The sequence below is a fragment of the Mycobacterium farcinogenes genome, from assembly GCF_019739075.1.
GTDB lineage: Bacteria > Actinomycetota > Actinomycetes > Mycobacteriales > Mycobacteriaceae > Mycobacterium > Mycobacterium senegalense.
Genome location: NZ_CP081673.1, coordinates 6,000,104 through 6,022,637 on the forward strand (window position 1 = coordinate 6,000,104; position 22,534 = coordinate 6,022,637).

Below are 22,534 nucleotides of genomic sequence, written 5' to 3' on the forward strand. Positions count from 1 at the left end.
CAGTTGGTTAGCATCGGGACCGTGGACGCGGACCCGGTCGAACCTCCGATCCCAGTCCCTGACGTCCCCGGCGGCGACGCCGGTGCCCGGGGGCTGCCGCGTCGCGCCGATCTGACCATCAGGCAGCGCGCCATCGTCGATGCCTCCGCAATCGCCGACATCGCGCTGCGCACCGGGGTCGCCTCGATCGTGGCGACATCGATGGTGCCGGCCACGCTCGCGTCGATGTTGCATCCGTCGGCGTCGCGCGCCGAGAACGACCACATGCGGTTCTACGCCGAACTGGCCACCGCACAAGATCCCGCCGTGGCATTTCCGGTGCCGACGCGGCCGCCCAGGGTCTCCACTCGCCGGGCCAATCCCCTGGCCGAGATGATCGCGCACGGCCGGGTGGAGAACCTCCAGTTCGACAGCAGCTTCACCGCGGTCAATCCCGCCCTGCGCGACCTGTGCGGCGGGTTCACCCGCAACAATGTTGTCCGGGCACAGCATTGGCGCCACGATGACGGACCGCATCCCACGCTGTGCGTCATCCATGGCTTCATGGGGTCGCCGTACCTGGCGAACGGCCTGTTCTTGTCCCTGCCGTGGTTCTACCGCTCCGGGTACGACGTGTTGTTGTACACGTTGCCGTTTCACGGCGCCCGGGCCGAACGCTTCTCACCGTTCAGCGGTTACGGGTTCTTCTCCCACGGCTTCGCCGGCTTCTCAGAGGCGATGGCCCAGGCCGTCCATGATTTCCGCTCGGTGATCGACTATCTGGAGTCCACCGGTGTCAACCGGGTTGCCTTGACGGGTATCTCGCTGGGCGGCTTCACCTCGGCACTGCTGGCCAGTGTGGACGACCGGATCCAGGCCGTAGTTCCCAATGTCCCTGTGGTGACGCCGGATCGCACGGTCGACGAGTGGTTCCCGGCCAACAAGCTGGTGGCCCTGCAACGGCTGGTGGCCCGAACCGATCCCGCGTTGACCGAAGCGGCGGCGCGGTACGCCTCACCACTCAACTACCGCCCGCTGGTGCCCAAGGAACGACGCCTGATCATCACCGGCCTCGGTGACCGGCTGGCTCCCCCGCAACAGGCCGAAATGCTGTGGGAACACTGGGATCGCTGCGCGTTCCACTGGTTCCCCGGCAACCACCTGCTCCATGTGAGCCAGCCGGACTACCTACGCCGGATGACCCGCTTCCTGCGGGATTTCATGTTCGACTGACTTCTTCACCAGGCCGTCCGGCACCGCAGCCGGGATGCCTTCCAGACGCTGCGAAGACAACGGGTTGAGCGCGGCCAACGCCGGACGGTGCCGACCGCCGGCCGGCTTCAGCCCGGCCAGCGGAGCCCGCCGTGCGGGCCGGTCCGCCGTACGCAGGGCGGCGCCCACCGTCAACTGCGGTTGTGCCGGTGGCCCGGTGAATTCCAGTGCGGTCCAGGTCTCCTGAGCCGGCAGCGCGCCGATGCCGGCCAGCACGGCTTCCAGCTTGTCAGTGACGTTGACGCGGTATGCCGCGACGTATCCGGAGTCGTCCTTGACACCGCGCCAGGTTTCCTTGCCCGGATCGGGCAGCGGGGAATCCACCCCGTCGACCAGCGTGACCGTCCAGCCCTGCTCCTGCAGATGGTCACGGAGCCGGCGGCCGACGATTTCAGTGGTGTCCCGCAACGGGATTCGCGATGACCGGGCACGCAACGCGTCGAGGTTGTCCGTGGCGGCCACGGTGAGGCTGATCCAGCTGCGACGGGTGCCACCGGCATCGCGGTGGGTCACGCGGACCTTGTCGCAGCGGATGCCGTAGCGGTCCAGGTAGCTGATCACGACCGGAAGCTGTGCCGGTTCTGCGGGGTCGACCCGCAGCACCACGGTCTCCGAGTCGACTGCCGCCTCAGGCTGCTTCTTGGCCAGGTTGCGCCGGATCACCCCGAGGTGCCGGGCTACCCGGGTGGTCAGGAACATCCCGCCCCACCAGGCCAGGAGCAGCACCGCAGCGGCGACGGAGACGCCGAGCACCCAGCGTTCGGTGTTGGTCTGCCACGGCCGGGCCAGTACCGCCGCGACGATGAACAGGGACGCCAACGCAAGTCGGGCGGTCATGTGTGGTCCTTCCGTCGGTATGCGCTGAACGCAACGGCGATCGCCGCCAGCGCAAGTACTCCGGTCCCGGCGAACGCGACGATCCGCCCGGTGTTGTCACGCGGGGCCGGCTCTGCCGGTGCGGCAATGGGTTTGCCTGCGGGAGCCTCCGGGCCGTCGAGCGGCACATCGGCGACGTCCCAGGTGAGTGCGGCCACCGGATCGACGCCACCGGCGCCGATCACGTTCGACGGCGAACGGGGCGCGCCCTGAGCCGTCGTGGTCAGCCGGTGCACCACCTGACGGGCGTTCAAATCGGGAAACTTGCTGCGCACCAGGGCCGCCACGCCGGACACGTATGCCGCGGCGTAACTGGTGCCGCTGAGCGGAACAAGCTTGTCCTGATCGGTGGGCATGGCGTTGGAGAGTCCGCCGCCGGGCGCGTTGCTCACCGAGGAGATGTTCTCCCCGGGCGCCGCGATTCCCACCCACGGTCCGGCCATGGTGAATGCGGACGGCTGGCCGGTCGCGTTGAGTGCCCCGACCGAGAGCACGTAGGGCTGCCACCACGACGGGATGGACACCGAGGAGACGCCGCCCCAGTTCCGCGGGTCAGCAGGCGCACCAGACAACGGATTGGACCCACACGCCGATCCGGTGGTGACGCCACCTTGAGTGTTACCCGCGGCCGCGACGATCACCGCGTCCTTCTCGACCGCCGCATAACGCAGCGCCGCACCGAGTTCGTTCTGATCGATGTGCTTGTCCGCCGGCATGCAGGTCACCACGGAGATGTTGATGACGCGGGCACCCATGTCGGCCGCGCGCACCACGGCTCGGGCCAGGCTGGCCACGTCGGCCGCGACGCGCGCCTCAGCCATGTCACCACCGGCCGCGCGCGGGGCGAACCGCGGTGAGTTCTGCCGGATCGAGATCAGCCGGGCTTCCGGCGCCACGCCGGAAAAGCCGTCGGGTCCCGGCTGCCCGGCGATCAGGCCGGCCACCGAGGTGCCGTGGCCGTCACAGTCAGTCAGGCCGTCGGTGGACTCGATGAAGTCACCGCCGCCCTCGACGTGCGGCAGCCGGGGGCCAGGCTGCACACCGGTGTCGATGACAGCGACCGTCTGGCCCTGTCCGCGGCTCTGTTTCCATGCACCGGACAGGTTGAGCGCCAACTGATTCGGATTGACCGCCCCCGGGTCGGTGCCCGGCAGAACACCGGTGGTGGCACACGCCGAACGCTGTGCCATTGCCCCCACCGGGCCGGCGCTGCCGGCCGGTGGGGCGACCTGTGGATCGACCTCGGGCGGGCTGATGGCACCCGCCGACGGGGAGCCGACCAACAACACCAGACCGGTTGTGGCCAGAACACCCAGGCTCTTGTGGATCACCGATTCATCACCTGTCGAGGACGAGGCTGAACAGCCCGACGAGGAAGGCCATCACCGGGATCAGCGAGGCGTCGAGACCGGTGGCCAAGAAGCCGACCAGGCGACGCATCGGCAGCGAGTAGGTGTCCGGCGACGCGGCCCGCGGGTTGAGCGCGGCCACGGCCCACACCACGACCAGGCCGGCCAGTACCGCCAGCGCCCACCATGCGGCCTGGTAGCGGCCGTCGATTGCGAAGGCCACCAACAGGACAACGGTCAGCAGGTAGGGATGTCCGAGCAGCCATGCCTTGCACGAGGCGGAGTCCCAGACCCGGGCACGCAGAGCTGCGCCGAGAGCTGCGGCCACCACGACGTACCAGGCCCACGGCGATGCGGTCGGCGAACCGACCAGCGCCAGTGACCCGGCCACCCCGAGCAGTACTCCTGCGGCGATGACTCCGGTCTGATGCGACTGGCTCACCCGGACCCGGCGGGGCAGGTCTGCCAACACCGAAAGAGGTTGTGCCGACGGCGACGGATCGCCCGGAGCCGGGATGACAGGCAGCGGGAAGCGGGCCCACATGGCCGACAACTGGGCGGCCTGAACGGTGACCACCAGCGCGATCAGGATCAGTGCGCAACCGATCACCGTCGAGTTGATCTCCCACAGCGAGGCCGCACCCGCGACCAGCAGCACGCCGACTCCGGTGACCGTGGTCGCGGTGAACACTGCGATGCCCCGGTCGTCGGGTGAACTGGCCATGCTGATCAGGGACCATGCGGCCACCGCAGCTGCGGCCAGAAGGATGCTGGGCGCGCCGAATTCACCGGGCACACCGAGAGCGAACACCGCGGCGACGGGGACGAGCGCGGTGACGGCCAGCGCGGTGGCCAGCGCCGGGGAGCGCCCCTTGAGCGACAGCGATGCGAGCACCGAGGCGATGGCGATACCGCCGACGACGAAGAGGCCGAGCAGCTCACCGGTCGCCACGCGGTGGGCGACGCCCAGCCCGGTGCCGACCAGGATCAGTCCGATCAGAGCCAGTGACGCATAGCGCGCGATGTTCGCGGCACCCCACGGACGCTGACGCGAAGCCGAGAAGATCACAGCGGCGTCGGCGATGTCCTCGACAATGCGCGGGGCAGCGGGCCCGGCGGGAACCGCCTGCAGCGCAAGCAGATCCCCGTCCACCACACCGACCGTGTCGAGCGTGGCATCCAGGCTGTAGGGCGCACCACCGACCGGAGCGAGGCTGAGCCGTACCGGGTCCGGGGCGGTCGCGTCGTCACCCCCGGCGGGGAGCACGATGCGCTGGACCGCGGGCAGGATCTCGCGCAACGGCAGCTCGGACGGCAGCGCCATCTCGGTCAGCCGGCCGCCGTCGTCTCCAGCGGCCAGCACGGCCACCCGAACGATCGGCATCACAGTGTTGTCGGACATTCCTATGCTTTCTGGGTTCTTCTCATGGAGCGTGAATCGCTGTGGGATGCAGCGCTGTTGGTTACTACGCGGTCGGGCGCCGCCACTTCGTCGAAGTCGCGGATGAGCGGCTGGTCCGGGAACCAGGAGCCGCTCGGCAGCGAGGCAGTGAGCCGCTCGATCGCCATCGCGATCGCTTCGGCCGTGCCCGCCGTGAAGGTCGAGATCCACTCCCCGTCAAAAGCTTTTGACGGGGAGACCAGGATCCGCCCCTCGGGGGTGTCGATGATGCTGACCCCCACTTGGGTGGTGACCCGGTGACCGTCGCGGTGCTCGCCGGCGACGATCTCGACGTACGTACGCCGTCCGTCGAACACCGATTCCACGATCGGCCGGGCCGAGGCCGGGACACCGAGGAATCCCAGCACTTCGATCAGCGGTGTGCCGTTGCGGATCTGCTCGTCCGCTCGGGCACCGGCCTCTGCCGGCAATGCGAACTCCTCGAACCGTGCCGGCCTGCGCTGCGAGAGTCCGGCAGTGAGCACCGGCACCAACGCGTGGGGATGGTTGATGTCCATCTCGGTGAACGTCACCAACTGCGCGTTGCGCAGCACGACAACCGTGCGCCCCTCACGGCGCGCCAAGATCCCGCGCAGCAGATCCCCCGGGCCGGAGACAAACCGCAGATCGAGCCACTGGGTTGCTCGGCACACCAGCCGAACCCACTGCGCCACCTGCGGATTCACCGCCCCACTGGCGTCGAGCACACCCATCCTGGTCAGTTCAGCGGTCTGCTCGGCGGCAAAGCCGAACCGCTGCGCCGGCTCGCTGTAAGGCGGCGTGATGGCCAGCACCCACGGGTACGCTCCGGCGCCGAGCACCTCGGCGAGGTACCAGGCCTGATCGGTGGTCAGCTCGACCGCGTTGGCTCCGGTGCTCAACGCGGAGCCTCCGGCATCAGCCCCACTTGGCCCCTTCGGCCGCGTCACGCGCACTCATCGACATGGTGTTCATCTCGTGGGTCGATGCCATCGCACGGTAGGCGCGGGTGAGCTCTTCCATGGCCTGGTTCCACTGTGCCTGCCAGGCCTGGTAGGTCATACCGGTGTCACCCTGCCAGGCGCTGCTCAGCGCGGCCTGCTCGGCGGCGATGTCGGCGCCGACGGCGTGCAGAGCGCCCGAGTAGGTGTTCATTTCCCCGGCGTGCGCCAGCATGGCCGGGTAGTTGTACATGATCTGAGACATGAAAACTCCTGTATCCGTTGCTTGTTCGGCTAGACCGAGGTGTAGGTGCTGGCGGCGGCGGCATCCTGTGCGACGTAGGTGCTCGCGGCGTCGCCGAGGTTGAGCTGCGCGATGTCGAGCAGCGCGTTGACCTTGGCCGACACCTCGACGAACCGGGCGTGGGCGGCCTGGAACGCGGCAGAAGCCTCACCCATGTGGTAGGCCTGCGACGACATGGCGGCCTGCTCGGCCTGGGCGATGGTGCTGCGCATCAGCGCGGCCTTGGCGCCGAAGGCGGCCTCGGAAGCGATCAGCTGGGGGATGTGAGCATCCAACAGGCTCATGGTTTTTCCTTTCGGATCGTTGGTGGTTGGTCGTGCACGGGCGGTCTGGTCAGCTGCGCGAACCCCCTTCCGGATCAACCGGACCCTCGTCGGGCTCCCAGGAACCGGGCAGCATCGGCGAGACGGGGCTCTCGTCGAATCTCTCGCCGGACAAGGTGGTCAAACCTGCCGCGGTCGCCTCGGATTTCGTTTCGGTGCCGGTGAATCCCATGGTTCCGGCGCCGCTTTCGGAGGCACGCACACGTGGTTCCGGCTTCGGCGCCGGTTCCGGATCAGGTGCCTCGTAGTCCATGTAGGCATCCGCATAGGCGTGGTCTTCCAGTGCCGCACCCCGCTTGCGCCGACGCTTGCGCCGCGCCGCCAGCGACGCTGCCACACCGGACGCGGCCGCGGGGATACCGGAGGCCGGTGCCGAGGCACTGGACTTGCCGCCCACCGTCGGGCTGAATCCCTCATCGGGGTCGTTGCCCATCACGGCGTAAGGAGCGAAAGCCGCCGCCGCGACCGGAGCCGGCGCCGCGGCACCTCCCGCGCCGGCGGCGGGTGCACCCGCGGGGGCGGCCGGCGCACCGGCGCCGATGCCCGCCGGGCCCAGGCCGGCCACAGGCAGGCTCTGGTCCGCGCGAACCGGAACCGGCGGAGCATCGGCGTCGGCCGGTGCCTCTTCCGGTACCTCGTCGGTGGGGAGCAGGTCGAGGAATCCCAACGCGGCCAGGCCGATGCCGAGGAGCGGGATCAGGAACGGCGACAACGCAACACTGATCCAGGTGCCCCAACCGACGGGCTGGAAGATCATCTGGTAGATCACGCCGAACAAGAACGGACCCCAGGTGGTCAGGAATCCTGCCGGATTGGTCATCAGGTCCGTCAGCATCTGCTGAATGGTTCCCAGCGGATCATTGAGGAACCTCAGCAGATCCTTGCCGCCGATCATCGAGTCGTTGCCCAGGTAGTCCACCAACCACTGCGGCAGATTCGGGTACTCGTTGTCAGCGGTCGCATCGGCGTTGGTCAGCGCCGCCCCGGAATCCGTGGCGGTGCCCTGCGCCATCATCTGCTGCGCGTTGGCCGAAGCGGTGCCCGCCTCGCCCACGCCGGGTTTGAGCAACATCGGCGACGGCGCGCCGGCCGGGGCCGCCATCACCGCAGCTCCCGCCACGGCCTGGTAGGTCGCCATCGTGGTGGCCGCTTGGATCCACATCCGGACGTAGTCGGCCTCGTTGACCGCGATCGGAATCGTGTTGATACCGAAGAAGTTCGTAGCGATCAGGACGCCGTGGACCACGTGGTTGAGAGCCAACTCGGGCAGGGTCGGCATGGTGGCCACCGCGGTGGTGTAGGCCGCGGCCGCCGTCTCGTGCTGCACCGCCACCGCCGCGCTGTTGGCACTCTGCTGCGCCAGCCACATCAGGTACGGCCCGTGGGCCGCGACGTACTGCTCTGAGCTCGGACCCTCCCACGACCCGGCCTGCACTCCGCCCAGCACACTGGTGAGTTCTGCTGCCGCCGAAGCGTATTCGGTGCTCAGCGCCTGCCAGGCCCCCGCCGCGGCCAGCAACGACCCGGCGCCCGGGCCGCTGGAGAGCAGCGTCGAGTGCACCTCAGGTGGTAGGGCCATCCAGATGGGGGCGGTCATGTCAGAGGCCGCGCGCAGTCATGTACGACGCAGCCGCCATCGCGTCACCGGTGACGTAGCTGGCACCGGACTCGCCGACACCGACACCCGAGCGGCCGAGTTCCTCGACGCCCTGGGCAGCCAACGCCGAGTGCTGGGCGCCGTGCGCGCTGAACCCGGTCGCGGTCTGCAGCGACACCGCGTCCGCGGCCGGCGGGATCACCGCCGAGACGACGGGGGCCGCGGCCGCATGAGCGGCGGCCAGACGAGCGGTGAGCGCTTCGACGGCCGCGCTCGCGGCGGTCAATCCTTCCGGAACTACCCGCAATGTCATCAGAATTCCTTTCTCCCGTTGTTCACGGACAGTGCCGTGTCATCGATGAGTGGGTTGACGAGCTGGACGAACTCGGGCGCATCGCCGTCGCCGAGCAACATGCCGCGTCCCGCCGGGAACCGGGCGAACCGGTGCCCGCGGAGCTTGCCGCTGTCGGCGGGATTGCCCGACAGCATCAATGTGGTCGCCTGCAGATCGTTGAGACGACGCAGCAGCGGTGCGGTCATCACCGCGTGCGCCGATCCGGTGGCCCGGGCCGTCACGATCACGCGCAGGCCCAGATCGGTGGCCTCGGCCAACAAGTTCACGATGTTGGTCCAGGGCCGCTGCCCGGCGAACGGTCCGCTGACCGCGGGCCCGTCGGGGATCTGGTCGACGTCGTCGATGATCAGATAGTGGATGTGACCATCGGTCCCGGTCCGCTGGTTCCAGGCGCTGAGCTCTTGCGGGCTCAAACCGGCCGGCGGACGGCGCTTCTCGATCAGCGCCGATAGACCCAGCATCGCCGGCAGGACGCGGTCGATGTTGGCGGTGTACTCGTTGTCCGGGAACAACGGCTCCTCGACCAGGTGCAGCCGCCGATCGATGACGGTGAAGGCCACCTCGTCCGGCCGCGAGTTCTCGCGGATGGTCCGGATGATGTGTCGCAACAGCGTCGTCTTGCCCGACCGCGTGTCGCCGAACACCGCCAGCAGCGGATTGGTCTTGAAGTCGAGCACGACCGGCGCCAGGTCCTCTTCCCGCTGGCCGATGACCACGTGCTCGGGAGCCGGGTACAGCGGTGCCAGCGCGGCCGGAGCCAGCGCGGTGGGCAGCAGGCGCACCGGCGGTGCGCTCTGCCCCGGGTAGCGCGCGTTGATCACGGCGATGTCGCTCAACTGCGGCTCGGCGAACAGGAAGTGCTCGGCAGCCATGGTCAGGCCGCGGCCAGGCTGATCGGCGGGCACCGACTCGGCTGGACGGCGCAGCGCACCCACCACCCGGACGATGCTGTCGTGGCTGTCGTGCAGCTTGAGTTCCAGCCGCAGGCCCAGGCCGTCACGCATGGCCAGCGGCACCTCCAGCCAGTTCGGCGTGGTGATGACGACGTGGATGCCGTAGGCCAGCCCGCTGTTGGCCAGCTCGGTCACCTTGGCCAGCAACGGGTTACGGGTGTTGAACGTGTCGGTGTTGTCCCGGCTGAACGCGTAGAGGTTGTCGATGACCAGGAACACTTCGCCGTAGCCGTCGGAATAGCTGCCCACCCGGCTGACGGCACCTTGGCGCTGACGGGCCTGCAGCAGCTGCTCGAGCTCGCCGAAGGTGCGGCGGATGCGCTCGGGCTCCAGCGGCGTGGCCACGCTGCCGACGTGGGCCAGATCTGCCAGGCCGGCCAGCTGTCCACCGCCGTAATCCAGGCAGTAGAAGCTCACCTCGCTCGGCGAGTGCAGGGCGGCCGCCGACAGCACGAACGTCTGCAGCGCGGTCGACTTGCCCGAGCGCGGACCGCCGTGGATCAGCACGTTGGCGGCCGACGAGTTCGCGTCGTACACCAAAGCGTCGCGGCGCATCTCGAACGGCTTGTCGATTTCACCCAGCGGCCAACGCAATTGGCCGGGTTCGATGTCGGTGCCGGCCAGCACGTCGTCCAGCGCGATCGCTTCGTCCAGCGGCGGCAGCCACAGCTTGGGTGCCTGCGGACCGTAGGTGGCGAGCTGATCGCCGATGGTGGCGATGAGCTTGCGCGGCGGCGCGACGTCGACCTCGGGCTCGTTGCTGACGATGATCGTGTCGGGTTCGGGCTCGACGCGCGAGGCCGTGAACAGCTGCGGCTGCGGCAGGGCCCGCACCACGATCGACTTCTCGGCCCGCGGCGGGTCGTAGATGCCGTCGACATAGGTGCTGCGGAACTTGATCGGCACCGCGCCCGGCGCCGGCACCAGGAAGCCCTCGCCCTTGTGCTCACGCCCCGATTCGATGTGATAGGCGTCCTCCACCCCGATGATCTGACGGGAGATGCTGGGGCTGGCCACCTTCAGGCCGATCCGGTACGACGTGTTCTTGTCGATGTCCTTGATCCGGCCCACGTCCAGGGTCTGCGACGCGAACAGGATGTGGATCCGGAACGAGCGGCCCTTGCGGGCAACGTAATCGAACAGGTCCGCGTACTCGGGGTGCTCGGCGAGCATCAGGGTGAACTCGTCGGCGACCACGAACAGCGTCGGCATCGGGGGCAGATCGTGCCCAGCTGCGATGGCGGCCTCGTACTCGGTGACCGAGTTGAAGGCACTGCCCTGCACGCGGCGGCCGGCCTCCTTGAGCATCTGCTCACGACGGGCCACCTCACCGCGCAGGGTGTCGGCGAACCGGTCGGCCAGCGACCGCTTCTCGGCCATGTTCGAGATGACCGCGACCACCTGCGGGAAGTTGCGGAAGATGTCGGCGCCGGCCTCACCCTTGAAGTCGGCGTAGATCACGATGAGCCGCTCAGCGGAGTGAGTGGTCAACAGCGACAACAGGATCGACATCAGGGTCTGGGACTTGCCCGAACCGGTCATACCGATCATCAGGCCGTGCGGCCCCATCCCGCCCTCGGCCTCGTCCTTGAGGTCGAAGTACAGCGGCTCACCGGTGGCGGTCACACCGATCGGCACCCGCAGTTCGTCGTCGCGGTTCCGCGGAGCCCACAGGCTGGCCACGTCGAGCGACGAGGCGTCCGGGATGTCGAGCAGCGTCGTGAAGGTGGCGCCGCCGGTAGCGGTCGACCGCACATAGCCGGGGTTGGAATCCCAGCGCGACAACCGCCGCGCGATGTGGGCAGCCGCGGCGGCCGACATCGCGTCGGCCTTGTCGACATAGGGCTGCCATCCGCTGCTCTGCCACCGCTCGATCCGGCCCTCGACGACCCGAAGGATCGGCCGCTCGGGGTCGGGGTACTGCTCGCGGTTGGGCAGCTTGTCGCTGCGATGGATCACGGTCACGCCGGTGAGACCGGGCTTGCGCGCGATGTCGTCGGGATCGGCTTCGGGATCGTCGAGCACGACCAGCAGGTGCTTGAGTGCCTGGTCGGCGACCGCCGGGAAGGCCGGCCGTCCGGCCAGGGCCGAATCGAGTTGGCCGCGAAGCTCGCTGACACCGGTGGTCAGGTACCGCGCCGGGCCGACACCGTCGGCCTGAGACGGAATATCGACGTGCGGCAGCCATTTGAGCCATGACCAGGTGTCGGCATCGACATCGGGTGAGGCCAGTGCCACCCCCAGCATGGTCGGGTCGTGCCAGGTGACGGCCTGGGCGATCCAGGCCCGCAGCGCGTCGCGAACTTCCTCGGCCTCACCGATCACGGTGATCCGGGCCAGCTTGGTGACGTCGATGCCCGTCGGGGCGTCGCGCACGGTGCGCTGCACATCGAGCAATCCACGAAGGGTGCTGTGCGACACCGGTTCCAGGTCGATCTCGTCCGCGGTGTCCTTGACCTTCAGCGCGGCATCCAGCGGCACGTCGTGCAGCCCGGCACGCAGCACCAGGAAGTCACGGTCGCGCGGGTCGCGCTCCCACTGCCGGCGCGTGCCGGGGATGACCGCCAGCGCCTCGGGTTCCGGGTGCGACCACTCCAGGGCCGCCCGCTGCTCGGCGGCGTGGGCACGCACGTTGTCGCGGACCACCGACAGGTAGCGCAGATAGTCGGCCCGCTCGGCGTCGACCTCTTCGGTGCGCATCTTGTTGTCGGAGCCGCGGTAGAGCGCGGTGGCCGCCAACAGCAACACGAACGGGAAGAACAGCGTCGTGGGCGAGATCATCCGCATCCCGGTGGCCACCAACGCCACGATCATTCCCACGATCAGGATGACGATCAGGAACGGCAGCACCCGGCGCAGTAGCGACGGTGGAACCACCCGCGGCAACTGCGGCGGCGGCTCGATGGTGATGGTGCCCTTGCGGGTGGTGGGCGGGGCCAGCCTCCGCTGGTGCTCGAAGATCAGCCGGCTCATCGGGTCGTCGCCTCCAGGCGTGCAGCATTTGCATTGGGCGACAGCGCATCGTGTGCGGTCAGGGCGTCGCCACGGGACAGGGTCGGACCGGCAGCGAACTGCGTCAGGATCGACCACGGGATAGGTAGGGCAGGCGAGGTGAGACCAAGCGCGGCAAGGGTTTTGGTGTCACCGTTGGTCTCGATGCCATAGCGCACACCGGTATCGCTCACCCAGAACTGCGAGCCCGCGGTCGGCGATCCCGGTTCGGCGCCCACGGTCTGGACCAGGTATCCGGTACCCGGTGCCAGCGCAACCCGAGTGGCCGCGCCGTTGGCCCCCGCACCGACCAGGTCGACACTGCGCTGTCCGTCGGGGATCGGCAGGGCCGCGCCGGACAACAGGCTCAGCCGGCTCTCCGTCGCACCGGCCGGCTTGCTCCACTGCGCACAGGTCACCGGGGCCGCCGAGTCGGACACCAGCTCGAAGGTGTTCGTCGGGTAGGCGGCGGTGTCGATGCCGTGGGCCACCGGGGTGCGGGCTACCTCATCGGCCCCCAGCCGCGGCGGCTGTTGCAGCCCAAAGGAATCGGTGTTGCGCATGATCGCGGCGAGCACCGGCGAGATCGGCTGCAGGCCCTCCGGCAGCACGGCGTAGTAGCGGACGGTGTTGTCTGCCTCGGCCGCCGAGACCACCGCGCCCACCGGCGCCGGCGTCGACAACTCGAACGGCGCCGGCGCTCCTGCTCCGGCGACCGCCGGAGCAGCCAGTGCGGGCGCCTCGGGGATCGCGTTGAACAGGCCCGCGGCAATCGGCCGCGGAGCCGGGATGTCGGAGCCGAAACCGAGCGCATCGGTGACCGCGCGGTTGTTCAGGTCGATCGGGCTGCGCTTGCCGTCCCACAACAGCCAGTCACCCGGGGTGGGGCCGCCGCTGTGGTGCACCAGCACCGCCTGTCCCGCAGTGAGGGGCAGCGCCCGCTCCTCACCGGATCCGAGCGTTCCCGCGATCACGGTCACGCCGGCGGATGAACCCGAGTTGCTGTCGCACACAGTCCAATCCGCGCTCGTGCTGGTGCTCTGCACCATCCGCTCCGGCGCCCCGGGGATACCCAGCAGGTTGCCGCGCGGGAACTTGTCGATCTCGCTGGTCTTGACGGTGGTCGGGTTGTCGGCCTTGCCCGCGACCAACCGCGCCGAGGTCAGGTTGAGCACCGGATGCAGCTGCTCCCCGACCCGCACATACAAGGCTGACGTCGACCGATCGGCGAGCACCGCGTCGTTTCCGGCGGCTCCGCCGGGGCGGACCAACGAGAAGATGAAGCAACCGATCAGACCGGTGACCAGGATCAGCGCCCCCGTCATCACCGCACGACTCTGCGTGCGCAGCGGGTCGACCAGCATGCGGGTGTCGTGCAGTGCGACGCCGGAAGCGATGCGGCGCATGACGAATCGCCAGCCGGTGACCTGATGACGGGTGACGAAGCCGCGACGGTACTGCACACCGTCGGGGTTCTCATTGTTGGGCGTACGCGAGCTGAAAGAGCGCCGCTCGTCGGAAGAGTTCGGCGCGGTCATTCGGGCACCGTCAATCCCAGGCCGCGCAGCAGCGGGGCCGCCGAATTCGTCACGTCACCGGCGGTGATCGTCATCATCTCCTCGTCGGTGAAGTCGTCCTGGTCGGAATGATCAAGGCGGTACTCGCGTTCCTCCTCGGAACGCTCCACCAGGTTTCGGACGAATCGGCCGTTACCGGCGATGTCCAAGCTGCGCCGCGGCACACCGGCAGCGTCGGGCGTGGTGGCCTCGGCCAGGTGGCCGAACAGCTTCTCCATCTCGTCGTGGGCGGCCTTCTCGAAGGTGCTGTCTCGCTTCTCGGCCATCCGCTCGGCGATCTCGACGAGTTCGGACGACGAGTAGGACGGGAAGTCGATGCTGCGCGTGAAGCGTGAGCGCAGACCCTCGTTGGTGTCCAGGAACATGTCGAGGTCCTTGCGGTAACCCGCGACGATCACCACGAGCCGGTCGCGGTCGTTCTCCATGCGGGCCAGCAGGGTGTCGATGGCGACCAGACCGAAGTCGTTCTTGGCGCCGGTGGACACCAGCGCGTACGCCTCGTCGAGGAACAGCACGCCGTCCAGTGCGCTGTCGATGATCGCGTTGGTCTTGGCCTCGGTCTCACCGATGTGCTGACCGATGAGGTCGGCACGGTGCACCTCGCGGACGGTCTCCTTCTTGAGAAGCCCCAGGCCGCAGTAGATCTTGGCGACGACGCGCGCGATGGTGGTCTTACCCGTTCCGGGCGGACCGGCGAACACCAGGTGGTTGGTGCGCTGCGCGACGGTCAGCCCGCGTTCCTGACGACGGATCGACATGGCCACCGAGCTCTTGAGCCGGGCCACCTGGAACTTCACTTCTTCCAGGCCGATGAACTCCGCCAGCTCGGCTTCTGCCTCGACCAGCAGGTGCGCCTTGCGCTCCTTGGCGCCCGGGTCGACGAAGTCGGACTCCGACGGTTCGGTCTCGGGATCCCACGGATCGGTGCGGGCGTCGATACGTGCGGCGTTGGTGATCAGCAGCCCGAACGTCGAATCCAGCAGCGCCTCTTCGACCTGCTTGTTCTCCGGGTGCGCGGCGAACAGGTCCTGCAGAACTTCTGCTGCGTCCTCGTCCTCACCCTGGGCGCGCAAGGTCAGCGCCTTGGCGAGTGCACCGTCGAGCGCGGCCACCGCGACCGGACCGGAAGGATCCTCCAGGTAGGACAGCGCGGGGGCCAACATGCCGAGCCGCGCCAGCGCGATGCCGAGGGTGGTGCGCACGGCGTGGGCGGTGACCTCGTCGAGCGACGGGTTGGTGACGACCGGGGTGAGCAGCCGCACCACGTCATTCCACCGCTGGGCGTGGTGATTGAACGCCACTCGCAGCCAGGTGGCGTTGAGCCATCCGGGACGACGGGCGAGCAGCTCGCCCACCAGCGCGTCGGCCTCGGCGAGCCGGCCCTCGCCGGCGAGGCGCGCGGCGTAGGCCAGCTGGAAGTCGTCCACCTCGCTGGCACGGAACCGCAGGTACAGGCCGCTGTCGTAGGTGAAGCCGAGGTCACCGGCAGCGAGCTCGATCTCCCGCTGCAACAGTCCGGCGCTGCCCCGCGTGCGCCATACCGCGTCGATGACCGGTCCGGACACATCGCCCGCGGCGGCCAGGCCCGTCCAGGCGTCACAATGGTCATGCGCAATACGTGTCAGACCAGCAAAGCCGGTCCGGGCCGCGTCGGCATCGGCCGGCCGTTGCCGGTCGTTCACCGTCAAGCCCAGCGCACGACAGCATGTGGCGAAGCGGCTGATCACATCGCGATCAAGCCGGGGCGCTCCCTGTGTTGGAGCCGCAAGCGTGTCACTACCCATATGCGTGCACGGGAGCGACTAAGCCCCCGAATCTCTCCCTTATGTATGGCTAAGCTAACTTTTGCTGAAGTTAGCATTGCATAACTTAAGTGTCGAGAGGCACGTACTCGAGCTAGGTCGTGAACTGCCTCACCTTTTTGTCGCGGAGACCAAGGTGATAGTTCCCGTCATCAGGCCTGCTTCAGAGCCTGGATCGGGCACAGGACGTCCCAGCCCGGCCAGGAGCTGATGTAGAGGCGTCGCCACGGCATCCCAGCCGTGCTCGCCGAACCATCTCTCGGCGGGGGCGTGCTGCTGGTTGTAGACCAGGGTGAAGAACGCATTCTCCTCGTCGGAGGCCAGGGCCTCAGCACGTTTGGCCTCGAACGCCTCGTCGGGCATCGGAACGGCTTCCTCGATACCGACAAAACTGCCCGGCGCCGCCAACGCGTCGATTCCAGCAAACAATTGTTCCTGTGCTGTGGCGGGCAGGTAGATCAACAATCCCTCGGCGATCCAGGCCGAGGGCCGCGACGGGTCGAAGCCCGCCTCCTGCAGGGCCCGCGGCCAGTCCTCCCGCAGATCCACCGGAACCTCGCGCCGCTGGGCCTTGGGGGCGTCGTCGAGCTCCTCAATGGCCTCGCGCTTGAACTCGAGCACCCGAGGCTGGTCCAACTCGTACACGACGGTGCCGTCGGCCCACGGTAGCCGGTAGGCCCGTGAGTCCAGACCGGCCGCCAACAGCACCACCTGCTGCACCCCGGCTTCGATGGCCTGCGCGAAGTACTCGTCGAAGTACTTCGTGCGGGCCCCCTGGAAATTGACGAAGTGCTCGCCGAATTCGGTCTGCAGGGGATGCTCAGGGTCGGTGCCCTCGACCGCTGTCGCCCATTCGCCCCCGACCCTGCGGCAGAACACCTCGGCGTACTTGTCGACGGCGAGTGGATCGGTTTTCTTCGCCTCCAATGCCCTTGAGGCAGCGACAAATAGCGCTGTCTGCCCCACGCTCGTGGTGATGTCCCAGTTGTCTGCGTCTGTGCGTCCGGTGCTCACCCGCGCGAGGGTACGCCGCGATGCTGACGGCTACACCAAGGGACGACCGGTGCGGATACGCCAGTCGAGATCTTTGAGCAGGAGGTTGAAAGGGAACTGCCGCAGGAACGACGGCAGCAGGTCGTTGATGGTGCGGAGCACCGCGATCAGCTGATCGAACCGCTTCTGACTCTTGGCATCCCACGGCAGGCGCATCTCGTCCCGGAAACGCTGCGGCAGGAACCCCGTGGTGATCAGCAGGGCAACCGCGTCGAGGCGACGCTGCACGAAGCGGGGCAGCTTCGGGTTCTTGGGCCGGCCTGCAGCGATCGGGTACAGGTAGCTGCGCACGGTGTCGTCGATGTGCAGCTTCTCCAGCGACTCTTCCCAATAGCGGTCGAACGCAGCGCGGTCCGCCGGCCACATCTCCTCGGGCACCTGCAGCGTGGTGCCCATCGTGACGCTGTCGCGGTAGTGCTGATCGGCGATCTCGTCGTCCAGCTCACCGATGAACATGCGGAACACGTCGACGCCGCCCTTGTAGAGGCAGGCGGCTACCCACAGCTGCAGGTTCTTGTCGAACGCGTTGTACTTCACCGGGCTGTCCTCGGTGGAGTACACCTGCGCGTGCGCCTTGTTGACCGCACGACGGTAGGCCGCCTTCTGCGCGTCACTCCCCCGAGTGGCGACGGCGAGATAGGTGAAGGTGGTCCTGGCCCGCTTGATCGGGTGCAGATCCGTGCGGCCGCTCTCGACCCGGCTCTCGACCACGCCGTACCCGACGCCCGGATTGGCCAGCTGCATGATGACGTTGGCCGGACCGGCCAGCAGTGCGACGCCCATCAAGCCGTCGTCGAAGCTGGCACCCCGCCTGCGACGCTTGGGCGCGGCGCCGGGACGGGACGGATCGTTCATTGCCCGTTCGACGTGCGGGATCGGTTCGCTGACCGTCATGGTCACCCCTTCTAAAACTGAGAACGCCTGATTCCCGATATTGGCCCGCCAGGCTGACGGGTGTCAAGATGTGGGAGTGAAGCAGGTCCGCCCCTACCGCGGCATCGAGGCCGCCGACCGCCTCGCACAGCGGCGCAGCCAGCTGCTGGAGGCGGGGCTGGACCTGTTGGGCGCGGAAGACGCCGAGGTGACCGTGCGCGCCGTGTGCCGCACCGCGGGGCTGGCCGCACGGTACTTCTACGAGAGCTTCGCGGACAAAGACGACTTCATCGGCGCGGTCTACGACTGGGTGATCGCCGATATCGCCACCTCGACCCAGGCGGCCGTCGACGCCGTCCCCCTGGCCGACCAGACCATGGCCGGCATGGCGAACATCGTGCATCTGATCGCCGAGGATCCGCGGATCGGCCGACTGCTGTTCAGCGTCAAACTGTCCAATGAGGTGCTGACCCGCAAACGCGTCGAATCCGTGGCCTTGTTCGCCACGCTGCTCGGCCAGCACGCCGGCGACGCGCTGCGACTGCCGGCGAACGACTATCTCAAAGCCACGTCGTATTTCGCGGTCGGCGGGGTGACCCAGACGATCAGCGCCTGGCTGTCCGGTGAGGTCGCGCTATCCCCCGAACAGCTCATCAATCAATTGCGCGCAATGCTCGACGCAGTGGCGGGCATGCAGCAACCGGGGAGTTGACGTGGCGACCCGTGAACTGCCGCGTCACCGATGGAGCCCAGCCGGGATCGCCGGTACCGGCGTAACGGACCCAGGCACTGTGCATCTCGGCCGCCAATGCGGGCGACGGTTCGCCAGGGCCTAGTAGTGCACCGGGGCCGCGCAGCGACTCCACCCCGATGCGATCGAACACGAACGGCAACTCGACTGCGTGGGCCGCACCCAGCGCGCCGTCGACGGCTTGGGAACGCCAGGAGAATTCGTAGCGGTGCGTCGCAGCCCCGCCCAATCGGGCATGGGCCGCCGCGGTCCGGTCACTGCCGGTCCGGAACAGCGCGTCGCCGAGGATCGCCGAACGCAACTCGCCCCAGCTCGCCCGCGGAAAAACGTTGCGGTACCGCTGGATCAGGGCGGATGGGTCTGGGTCCACCCGCGCCGCCAGCCGCTCGACGTCGTCGCGGTGCGATGAGTCGAGGTGGCCTTGCGGCACCAGGTACAAGTTCCCCTCCTCGGTGTTCGTCCCGACGAGCAGCGCCACCTCGGGATGGAGCCGCTGGGCCGGCTGGTCGGCCAGCACCAGGCTGAAGGGACTCAATCCCAGCAGCGGGTCGAGCCGTCCTTCGGTGCGCAGATCGAGCCCGGACAGCTCGGGTACCACCTCGACGAGCTGTTCGTCGGAGAGCCGGTCGAAAGCGGCCCGCGTCGGCTCGACACCCAGGGCCTCGGCGGCCGCCCTGGTCACCCGCCCCGCCTGTTCCGGGCTGAACGCACCGAACCCGTTGCCACTCTGCATGATTGCCCGGCGAATCAAGCGCTGCACACCGGGTGTAGCGAGCACTCCCGCGGTAACCGTCGCGCCGGCGGACTGACCGAACAGGGTGACGTTGCCGGGATCGCCACCGAATGCCTCGATGTTGGCCTGTACCCAGGCCAGCGCGGCCAACACGTCGAGCAGGCCCCGGTTGGGCACCGCTCCGGGCAGATCGAGAAATCCGATGACGCCGAGCCGGTAGGTGACGGTCACCAGAACGACGCCGTCGCGGGCGAACGCGGTGCCGTCGTACAACGGTGAGCGGGTCGAGCCTGCCACGAAGCCACCCCCGTGGACGAACACCATGACGGGTCGGCGGTGCGCACCAGGCGGAGCCCAGACATTGACGGTGAGGTAGTCAGGGTGGCGGACCCATCCCGGCCCGAAGAACGGTGACATGTCCAACCGGCCGAAGCCGCCACGAGGTGACTGCGGTGCGGTCGGTCCGGGTCTGGTGGCATCGCGCACGTCGCGCCACGGTTCGTGAACTCGCGGAGCCGCGAAGCGGCCGCCGACGACAGGCGGTGCGGCGTAGGGAATTCCGAGGAACGTCCGGGTGTCCGCGGTCTGGAACCCGCGCACGGCACCGGTTGTCGTGTCGACGATCGGATCGGTCATCCTCACGAACCCTTCGTCACCCGGTCGAACGGAGCCCACGCCTTGATGGCATAGCCGTCGCCGTCGCGGATCACCTCGACGCCTCCATGTCCGCCGAAGTGGGCCGGGATCACCAGGGTGTTGGTGTCGGCGGCCTGGCTCAGCACCCGCCTGCGCGTGGCGCGCGCCTGTTCGGCATCCTCGCAGTAGCAGCTGTTGGTGTCGGGTTCGACGATCTGCAACGGCGTGTGCATCATGTCGCCGACGAACACGGCACGGTCGCCGCCCGACCGCAGCCTGACAATGGCGGAGCCAGGGGTGTGGCCCGGCGCCGCTTCCAGTGTGAGGTTGGCATCGATCTGGAATTCGCTCTCCCACAACGTGGTTTGCCCGGCCCGGTGGACCGGCGCCACGCTGTCGAGGAAGACGTTGTCCCGCCCTGCGCCCGGGCCGCCGCGATTGGCCGGATTCCAGAAATCGAAGTCGACCCGCGGCATCAGGTAGGTGGCGTTCGGGAAGGTCGGGATCCAGTCTCCGTCCTCGAGATACGTGTTCCAGCCGACGTGGTCGACATGGAGATGGGTGTTGATCACCATGTCGACATCGGTGGCAGCGACACCGGCCCGCGCCAGGTTTCCCAGAAAGTCGGTGTCCAGGTGATCCCACACCGGGGCGTGCGGCCGGTCCTTGTGGTTGCCCACCCCGGTGTCGACCAGGATGGTCCTGCCCTCGCTGCGCAACAGCCAGGTCTGGATGGCCGATACGCAGACATCGTCGGCCGGATCGTAGAAATCCGGTGCCAGCCAATCCTCGTTGCACCGCCACGCCTCGTCGATGCTCTCCGGGAAGAACTCCTGCGGCGAAAGCCGGACCGAGCCGTAGTACTCCATGACCCGGGTGACCGTGACGTCACCCAACACGATGTCGTTCATGTCCTCAGCCTGGCCACGCCGGCACCGGTCAACCAGCCCCGGCGGTGCCTACCACTGGCAGGGATAGGCACGGCCCATCAGACCGGAGGCATAGTGGGGTGGTGACCACCGGACAACTCGGCGAATTCCTGCGGGCCCGGCGTGCGCGGCTGCGTCCGGAGGATGTGGGCCTGACGCGATACGGCGAGCGGCGCCGGGTGGCGGGGCTGCGACGGGAGGAAGTCGCCCAGCTCGCCGGGGTGAGCGTGTCGTATTACACGCGGTTGGAACAGGGACAGTCGGCCAATGCTTCGGACGCGATTCTCGAGGCGCTGGCGCGGGCTCTGCAGCTGGATATTCACGAACAGACGCATCTGCGCGAGCTGGCGTCCCAGCGGACACAACCGCCACGACGGCCCCCGATCGAGCGCGTCAGCGCATTGACGCGCGAGCTGTTGCACTCGATGGACCACCTACCGGTGATGGTGATCGGTCGCCGCACCGACGTTCTGGCCTGGAACGAGTTGGGCCATGCGCTGCTGGCGGGCCACGTGGATTTCACCGCAGTGGACAATCCCTCGACCCGGCCGAACCTGGCCCGGCTGCTGTTCCTCGATCCTCACACCCGTGATCTCTATGTGGATTGGCCCCGCAAGGTCCGGACCGTGGTCGGCAGCCTGCGCCTGGCTGCCGGCCGACACCCCGATGACGCGCTGCTGTCGGCCCTGATCGGTGAATTGTCGGTCAAGAGCCCAGAATTCGTGTCACTGTGGGCTGATCACCGGGTCAAGCCCTGCGAGGCAGACTCATATGAGCTGCGCCATCCGCTCGCCGGCCCGCTGACAGTCACGATGCAGAATCTGAAGCTCGCCCGTGACGTCGAGCAATCACTGTGCGTGGTGACCACGGCTGAAGGCTCGAGTTCGGCGGATGCGCTGCAACTGCTCGCGCGGGAATCGCGTGACAAAAATATCCAAGACCTCAGTCCTGCCCGACGCGCATGATGGCGGTATGACTTCCGGACAGACTCCAGGTCAGGCCGTCGCTGATACCGGCGTCCTGGTAGCCGCCATCCGCGCCGAGGAAAACCGCCGTCCCGACCGGCTTTTCACCGATCCGTTCGCACAGAAGCTGGCGGGTGAACACGGTCGGCAGATGCTGGCCGAGGCCGTGGCCGTCAGCGGCGACAAGTCCACGCTGCAGATCGTGGTGCGCACGCGGTTCTGGGACGAGGCACTGTTGCATGCCGTACCTCCGGTGAAGCAGGTGGTGATCCTCGCGGCCGGTCTGGATGCCCGGGCCTACCGATTGCCCTGGCCCGACGGCACCACGGTCTTCGAGCTCGACCAGCCCGCGGTGATCGCAGCCAAGGCTGAGGCGTTGGCCGGCGACGCACCCCGCTGCCGACGGGTGGCCATCGGAGTCGACCTCACCAAGGACTGGACTGATAGCTTGCGGTCCAACGGTTTTGACGACAGGCAGCCCAGCGTCTGGTTGATGGAAGGGCTGCTGCAGTATCTCGACGAGAGCGCCGTACGCGCCCTGTTCGAGCGCGTCGACGCGCTCTCGGCACCCGGGTCGGTCCTGCTCTACGACATTGTCGGCAAGGCACTGCTCGACAGCGTGATGCTCGCCCCGGTTCGCGAGCAGATGTCGCGCAACGGGGCGCCCTGGCTGTTCGGAACCGACTCCCCCGAGCAATTGTGCGAACCGCTCGGTTGGTCGGCAGTGGTCACAGACGTGGCCGAACCGGGCAACAACTGGAACCGGTGGTTCGCCCCCTCGGTGCCGCTCGATGTCCCCGGCGTGCCGCGCGGCTATTTCGTCGTCGCCACCAAGTAGGCCGGGCTCCGCTCGAT

The 22,534-nt window shown here is 68.1% G+C and carries 19 protein-coding genes; 4 read left to right on the forward strand and 15 right to left on the reverse strand.

Going from position 1 to position 22,534, the window contains the following annotated elements; genetic code table 11:
- Positions 1-12: 12 nt before the first annotated feature.
- On the forward strand, positions 13-1,212 hold the full coding sequence (locus K6L26_RS28700; RefSeq protein WP_043367567.1) for an alpha/beta hydrolase family protein: 1,200 nt from the start codon (positions 13-15) through the stop codon (positions 1,210-1,212).
- Here K6L26_RS28700 and eccE read toward each other — a convergent pair.
- From eccE to K6L26_RS28765, 13 genes are all read right to left on the reverse strand, one after another.
- On the reverse strand, positions 1,168-2,088 hold the full coding sequence (gene eccE / locus K6L26_RS28705; RefSeq protein ID WP_221852251.1) for a type VII secretion protein EccE: 921 nt from the start codon (positions 2,086-2,088) through the stop codon (positions 1,168-1,170). The two genes, K6L26_RS28700 and eccE, sit on opposite strands and share 45 nt — an antisense overlap.
- The gene (gene mycP / locus K6L26_RS28710) at positions 2,085-3,458 is read right to left on the reverse strand and encodes a type VII secretion-associated serine protease mycosin (protein ID WP_019342953.1); all 1,374 of its coding nucleotides are present in this window, start codon (positions 3,456-3,458) and stop codon (positions 2,085-2,087) included. The genes eccE and mycP overlap by 4 nt, the downstream gene beginning before the upstream one ends.
- A gap of 7 nt (positions 3,459-3,465) precedes the next feature.
- Positions 3,466-4,878, reverse strand: a complete 1,413-nt coding sequence (gene eccD, locus K6L26_RS28715) for a type VII secretion integral membrane protein EccD (protein ID WP_076210815.1) — start codon at positions 4,876-4,878, stop codon at positions 3,466-3,468.
- Between the two features lie 2 nt (positions 4,879-4,880).
- Positions 4,881-5,798, reverse strand: coding sequence for an ESX secretion-associated protein EspG (locus K6L26_RS28720; RefSeq protein ID WP_019342951.1), 918 nt, complete (start codon positions 5,796-5,798; stop codon positions 4,881-4,883).
- Positions 5,799-5,814: 16 nt separating this feature from the next.
- Complete coding sequence (locus tag K6L26_RS28725) at positions 5,815-6,102, reverse strand: WXG100 family type VII secretion target (protein ID WP_019342950.1); 288 nt, start codon at positions 6,100-6,102, stop codon at positions 5,815-5,817.
- A gap of 29 nt (positions 6,103-6,131) precedes the next feature.
- Positions 6,132-6,425 carry a type VII secretion system protein EsxG gene (gene esxG, locus K6L26_RS28730; protein ID WP_019342949.1) on the reverse strand — a complete coding sequence of 98 codons (294 nt, stop codon included), beginning with the start codon at positions 6,423-6,425 and terminating at the stop codon, positions 6,132-6,134.
- Between the two features lie 49 nt (positions 6,426-6,474).
- Positions 6,475-8,061 carry a PPE family protein gene (locus tag K6L26_RS28735; protein WP_047038504.1) on the reverse strand — a complete coding sequence of 529 codons (1,587 nt, stop codon included), beginning with the start codon at positions 8,059-8,061 and terminating at the stop codon, positions 6,475-6,477.
- Between the two features lies 1 nt (position 8,062).
- Entirely contained in the window at positions 8,063-8,374 is a 312-nt protein-coding gene (locus K6L26_RS28740; RefSeq protein WP_019348744.1) for a PE family protein, read from the reverse strand.
- Positions 8,374-12,342 carry a type VII secretion protein EccCa gene (gene eccCa / locus K6L26_RS28745; protein ID WP_115150706.1) on the reverse strand — a complete coding sequence of 1,323 codons (3,969 nt, stop codon included), beginning with the start codon at positions 12,340-12,342 and terminating at the stop codon, positions 8,374-8,376. The genes K6L26_RS28740 and eccCa overlap by 1 nt, the downstream gene beginning before the upstream one ends.
- Positions 12,339-13,898 (reverse strand): type VII secretion protein EccB, encoded by a 1,560-nt coding sequence (gene eccB, locus K6L26_RS28750; protein WP_019344496.1) that lies wholly within the window; start codon positions 13,896-13,898, stop codon positions 12,339-12,341. Before eccB ends, eccCa begins: the two co-directional genes overlap by 4 nt.
- Positions 13,895-15,664, reverse strand: a complete 1,770-nt coding sequence (gene eccA, locus K6L26_RS28755; RefSeq protein ID WP_019344495.1) for a type VII secretion AAA-ATPase EccA — start codon at positions 15,662-15,664, stop codon at positions 13,895-13,897. Before eccA ends, eccB begins: the two co-directional genes overlap by 4 nt.
- Before the next feature lie 186 nt (positions 15,665-15,850).
- Positions 15,851-16,753 (reverse strand): class I SAM-dependent methyltransferase, encoded by a 903-nt coding sequence (locus K6L26_RS28760; protein ID WP_036389578.1) that lies wholly within the window; start codon positions 16,751-16,753, stop codon positions 15,851-15,853.
- Between the two features lie 30 nt (positions 16,754-16,783).
- Positions 16,784-17,686 (reverse strand): oxygenase MpaB family protein, encoded by a 903-nt coding sequence (locus K6L26_RS28765; protein ID WP_065063279.1) that lies wholly within the window; start codon positions 17,684-17,686, stop codon positions 16,784-16,786.
- A 76-nt stretch (positions 17,687-17,762) separates the two neighbouring features.
- On the opposite strand from K6L26_RS28765, the gene K6L26_RS28770 reads away from it, so the two are divergent.
- Positions 17,763-18,377, forward strand: a complete 615-nt coding sequence (locus tag K6L26_RS28770) for a TetR/AcrR family transcriptional regulator (RefSeq protein WP_019344492.1) — start codon at positions 17,763-17,765, stop codon at positions 18,375-18,377.
- On the opposite strand, the gene K6L26_RS28775 is transcribed toward K6L26_RS28770, so the two are convergent.
- Positions 18,319-19,785 (reverse strand): carboxylesterase/lipase family protein, encoded by a 1,467-nt coding sequence (locus K6L26_RS28775; protein ID WP_221852253.1) that lies wholly within the window; start codon positions 19,783-19,785, stop codon positions 18,319-18,321. The two genes, K6L26_RS28770 and K6L26_RS28775, sit on opposite strands and share 59 nt — an antisense overlap.
- A gap of 2 nt (positions 19,786-19,787) precedes the next feature.
- Positions 19,788-20,696 (reverse strand): MBL fold metallo-hydrolase, encoded by a 909-nt coding sequence (locus K6L26_RS28780; RefSeq protein WP_221852255.1) that lies wholly within the window; start codon positions 20,694-20,696, stop codon positions 19,788-19,790.
- A gap of 101 nt (positions 20,697-20,797) precedes the next feature.
- Here K6L26_RS28780 and K6L26_RS28785 point away from each other — a divergent pair, with 101 nt between their 5' ends.
- Both K6L26_RS28785 and K6L26_RS28790 read left to right on the forward strand, forming a co-directional pair.
- Positions 20,798-21,679 carry a helix-turn-helix domain-containing protein gene (locus tag K6L26_RS28785; RefSeq protein WP_221852257.1) on the forward strand — a complete coding sequence of 294 codons (882 nt, stop codon included), beginning with the start codon at positions 20,798-20,800 and terminating at the stop codon, positions 21,677-21,679.
- A 7-nt stretch (positions 21,680-21,686) separates the two neighbouring features.
- Positions 21,687-22,517, forward strand: coding sequence for an SAM-dependent methyltransferase (locus tag K6L26_RS28790; RefSeq protein ID WP_221852259.1), 831 nt, complete (start codon positions 21,687-21,689; stop codon positions 22,515-22,517).
- The last annotated feature ends 17 nt before the right edge of the window (positions 22,518-22,534 follow it).

Bases quoted from the DNA above. Each gene is read 5' to 3' on its own strand.
- eccE (WP_221852251.1), bottom strand. From the start codon at position 2,088: ATGACCGCCCGACTTGCGTTGGCGTCCCTGTTCATCGTCGCGGCGGTA.
- K6L26_RS28775 (WP_221852253.1), bottom strand. From the start codon at position 19,785: ATGACCGATCCGATCGTCGACACGACAACCGGTGCCGTGCGCGGGTTC.
- K6L26_RS28735 (WP_047038504.1), bottom strand. From the start codon at position 8,061: ATGACCGCCCCCATCTGGATGGCCCTACCACCTGAGGTGCACTCGACG.
- eccCa (WP_115150706.1), bottom strand. From the start codon at position 12,342: ATGAGCCGGCTGATCTTCGAGCACCAGCGGAGGCTGGCCCCGCCCACC.
- K6L26_RS28725 (WP_019342950.1), bottom strand. From the start codon at position 6,102: ATGTCTCAGATCATGTACAACTACCCGGCCATGCTGGCGCACGCCGGG.
- K6L26_RS28765 (WP_065063279.1), bottom strand. From the start codon at position 17,686: ATGACGGTCAGCGAACCGATCCCGCACGTCGAACGGGCAATGAACGAT.
- eccB (WP_019344496.1), bottom strand. From the start codon at position 13,898: ATGACCGCGCCGAACTCTTCCGACGAGCGGCGCTCTTTCAGCTCGCGT.
- K6L26_RS28780 (WP_221852255.1), bottom strand. From the start codon at position 20,696: ATGAACGACATCGTGTTGGGTGACGTCACGGTCACCCGGGTCATGGAG.
- K6L26_RS28790 (WP_221852259.1), top strand. From the start codon at position 21,687: ATGACTTCCGGACAGACTCCAGGTCAGGCCGTCGCTGATACCGGCGTC.
- eccD (WP_076210815.1), bottom strand. From the start codon at position 4,878: ATGTCCGACAACACTGTGATGCCGATCGTTCGGGTGGCCGTGCTGGCC.
- K6L26_RS28740 (WP_019348744.1), bottom strand. From the start codon at position 8,374: ATGACATTGCGGGTAGTTCCGGAAGGATTGACCGCCGCGAGCGCGGCC.
- esxG (WP_019342949.1), bottom strand. From the start codon at position 6,425: ATGAGCCTGTTGGATGCTCACATCCCCCAGCTGATCGCTTCCGAGGCC.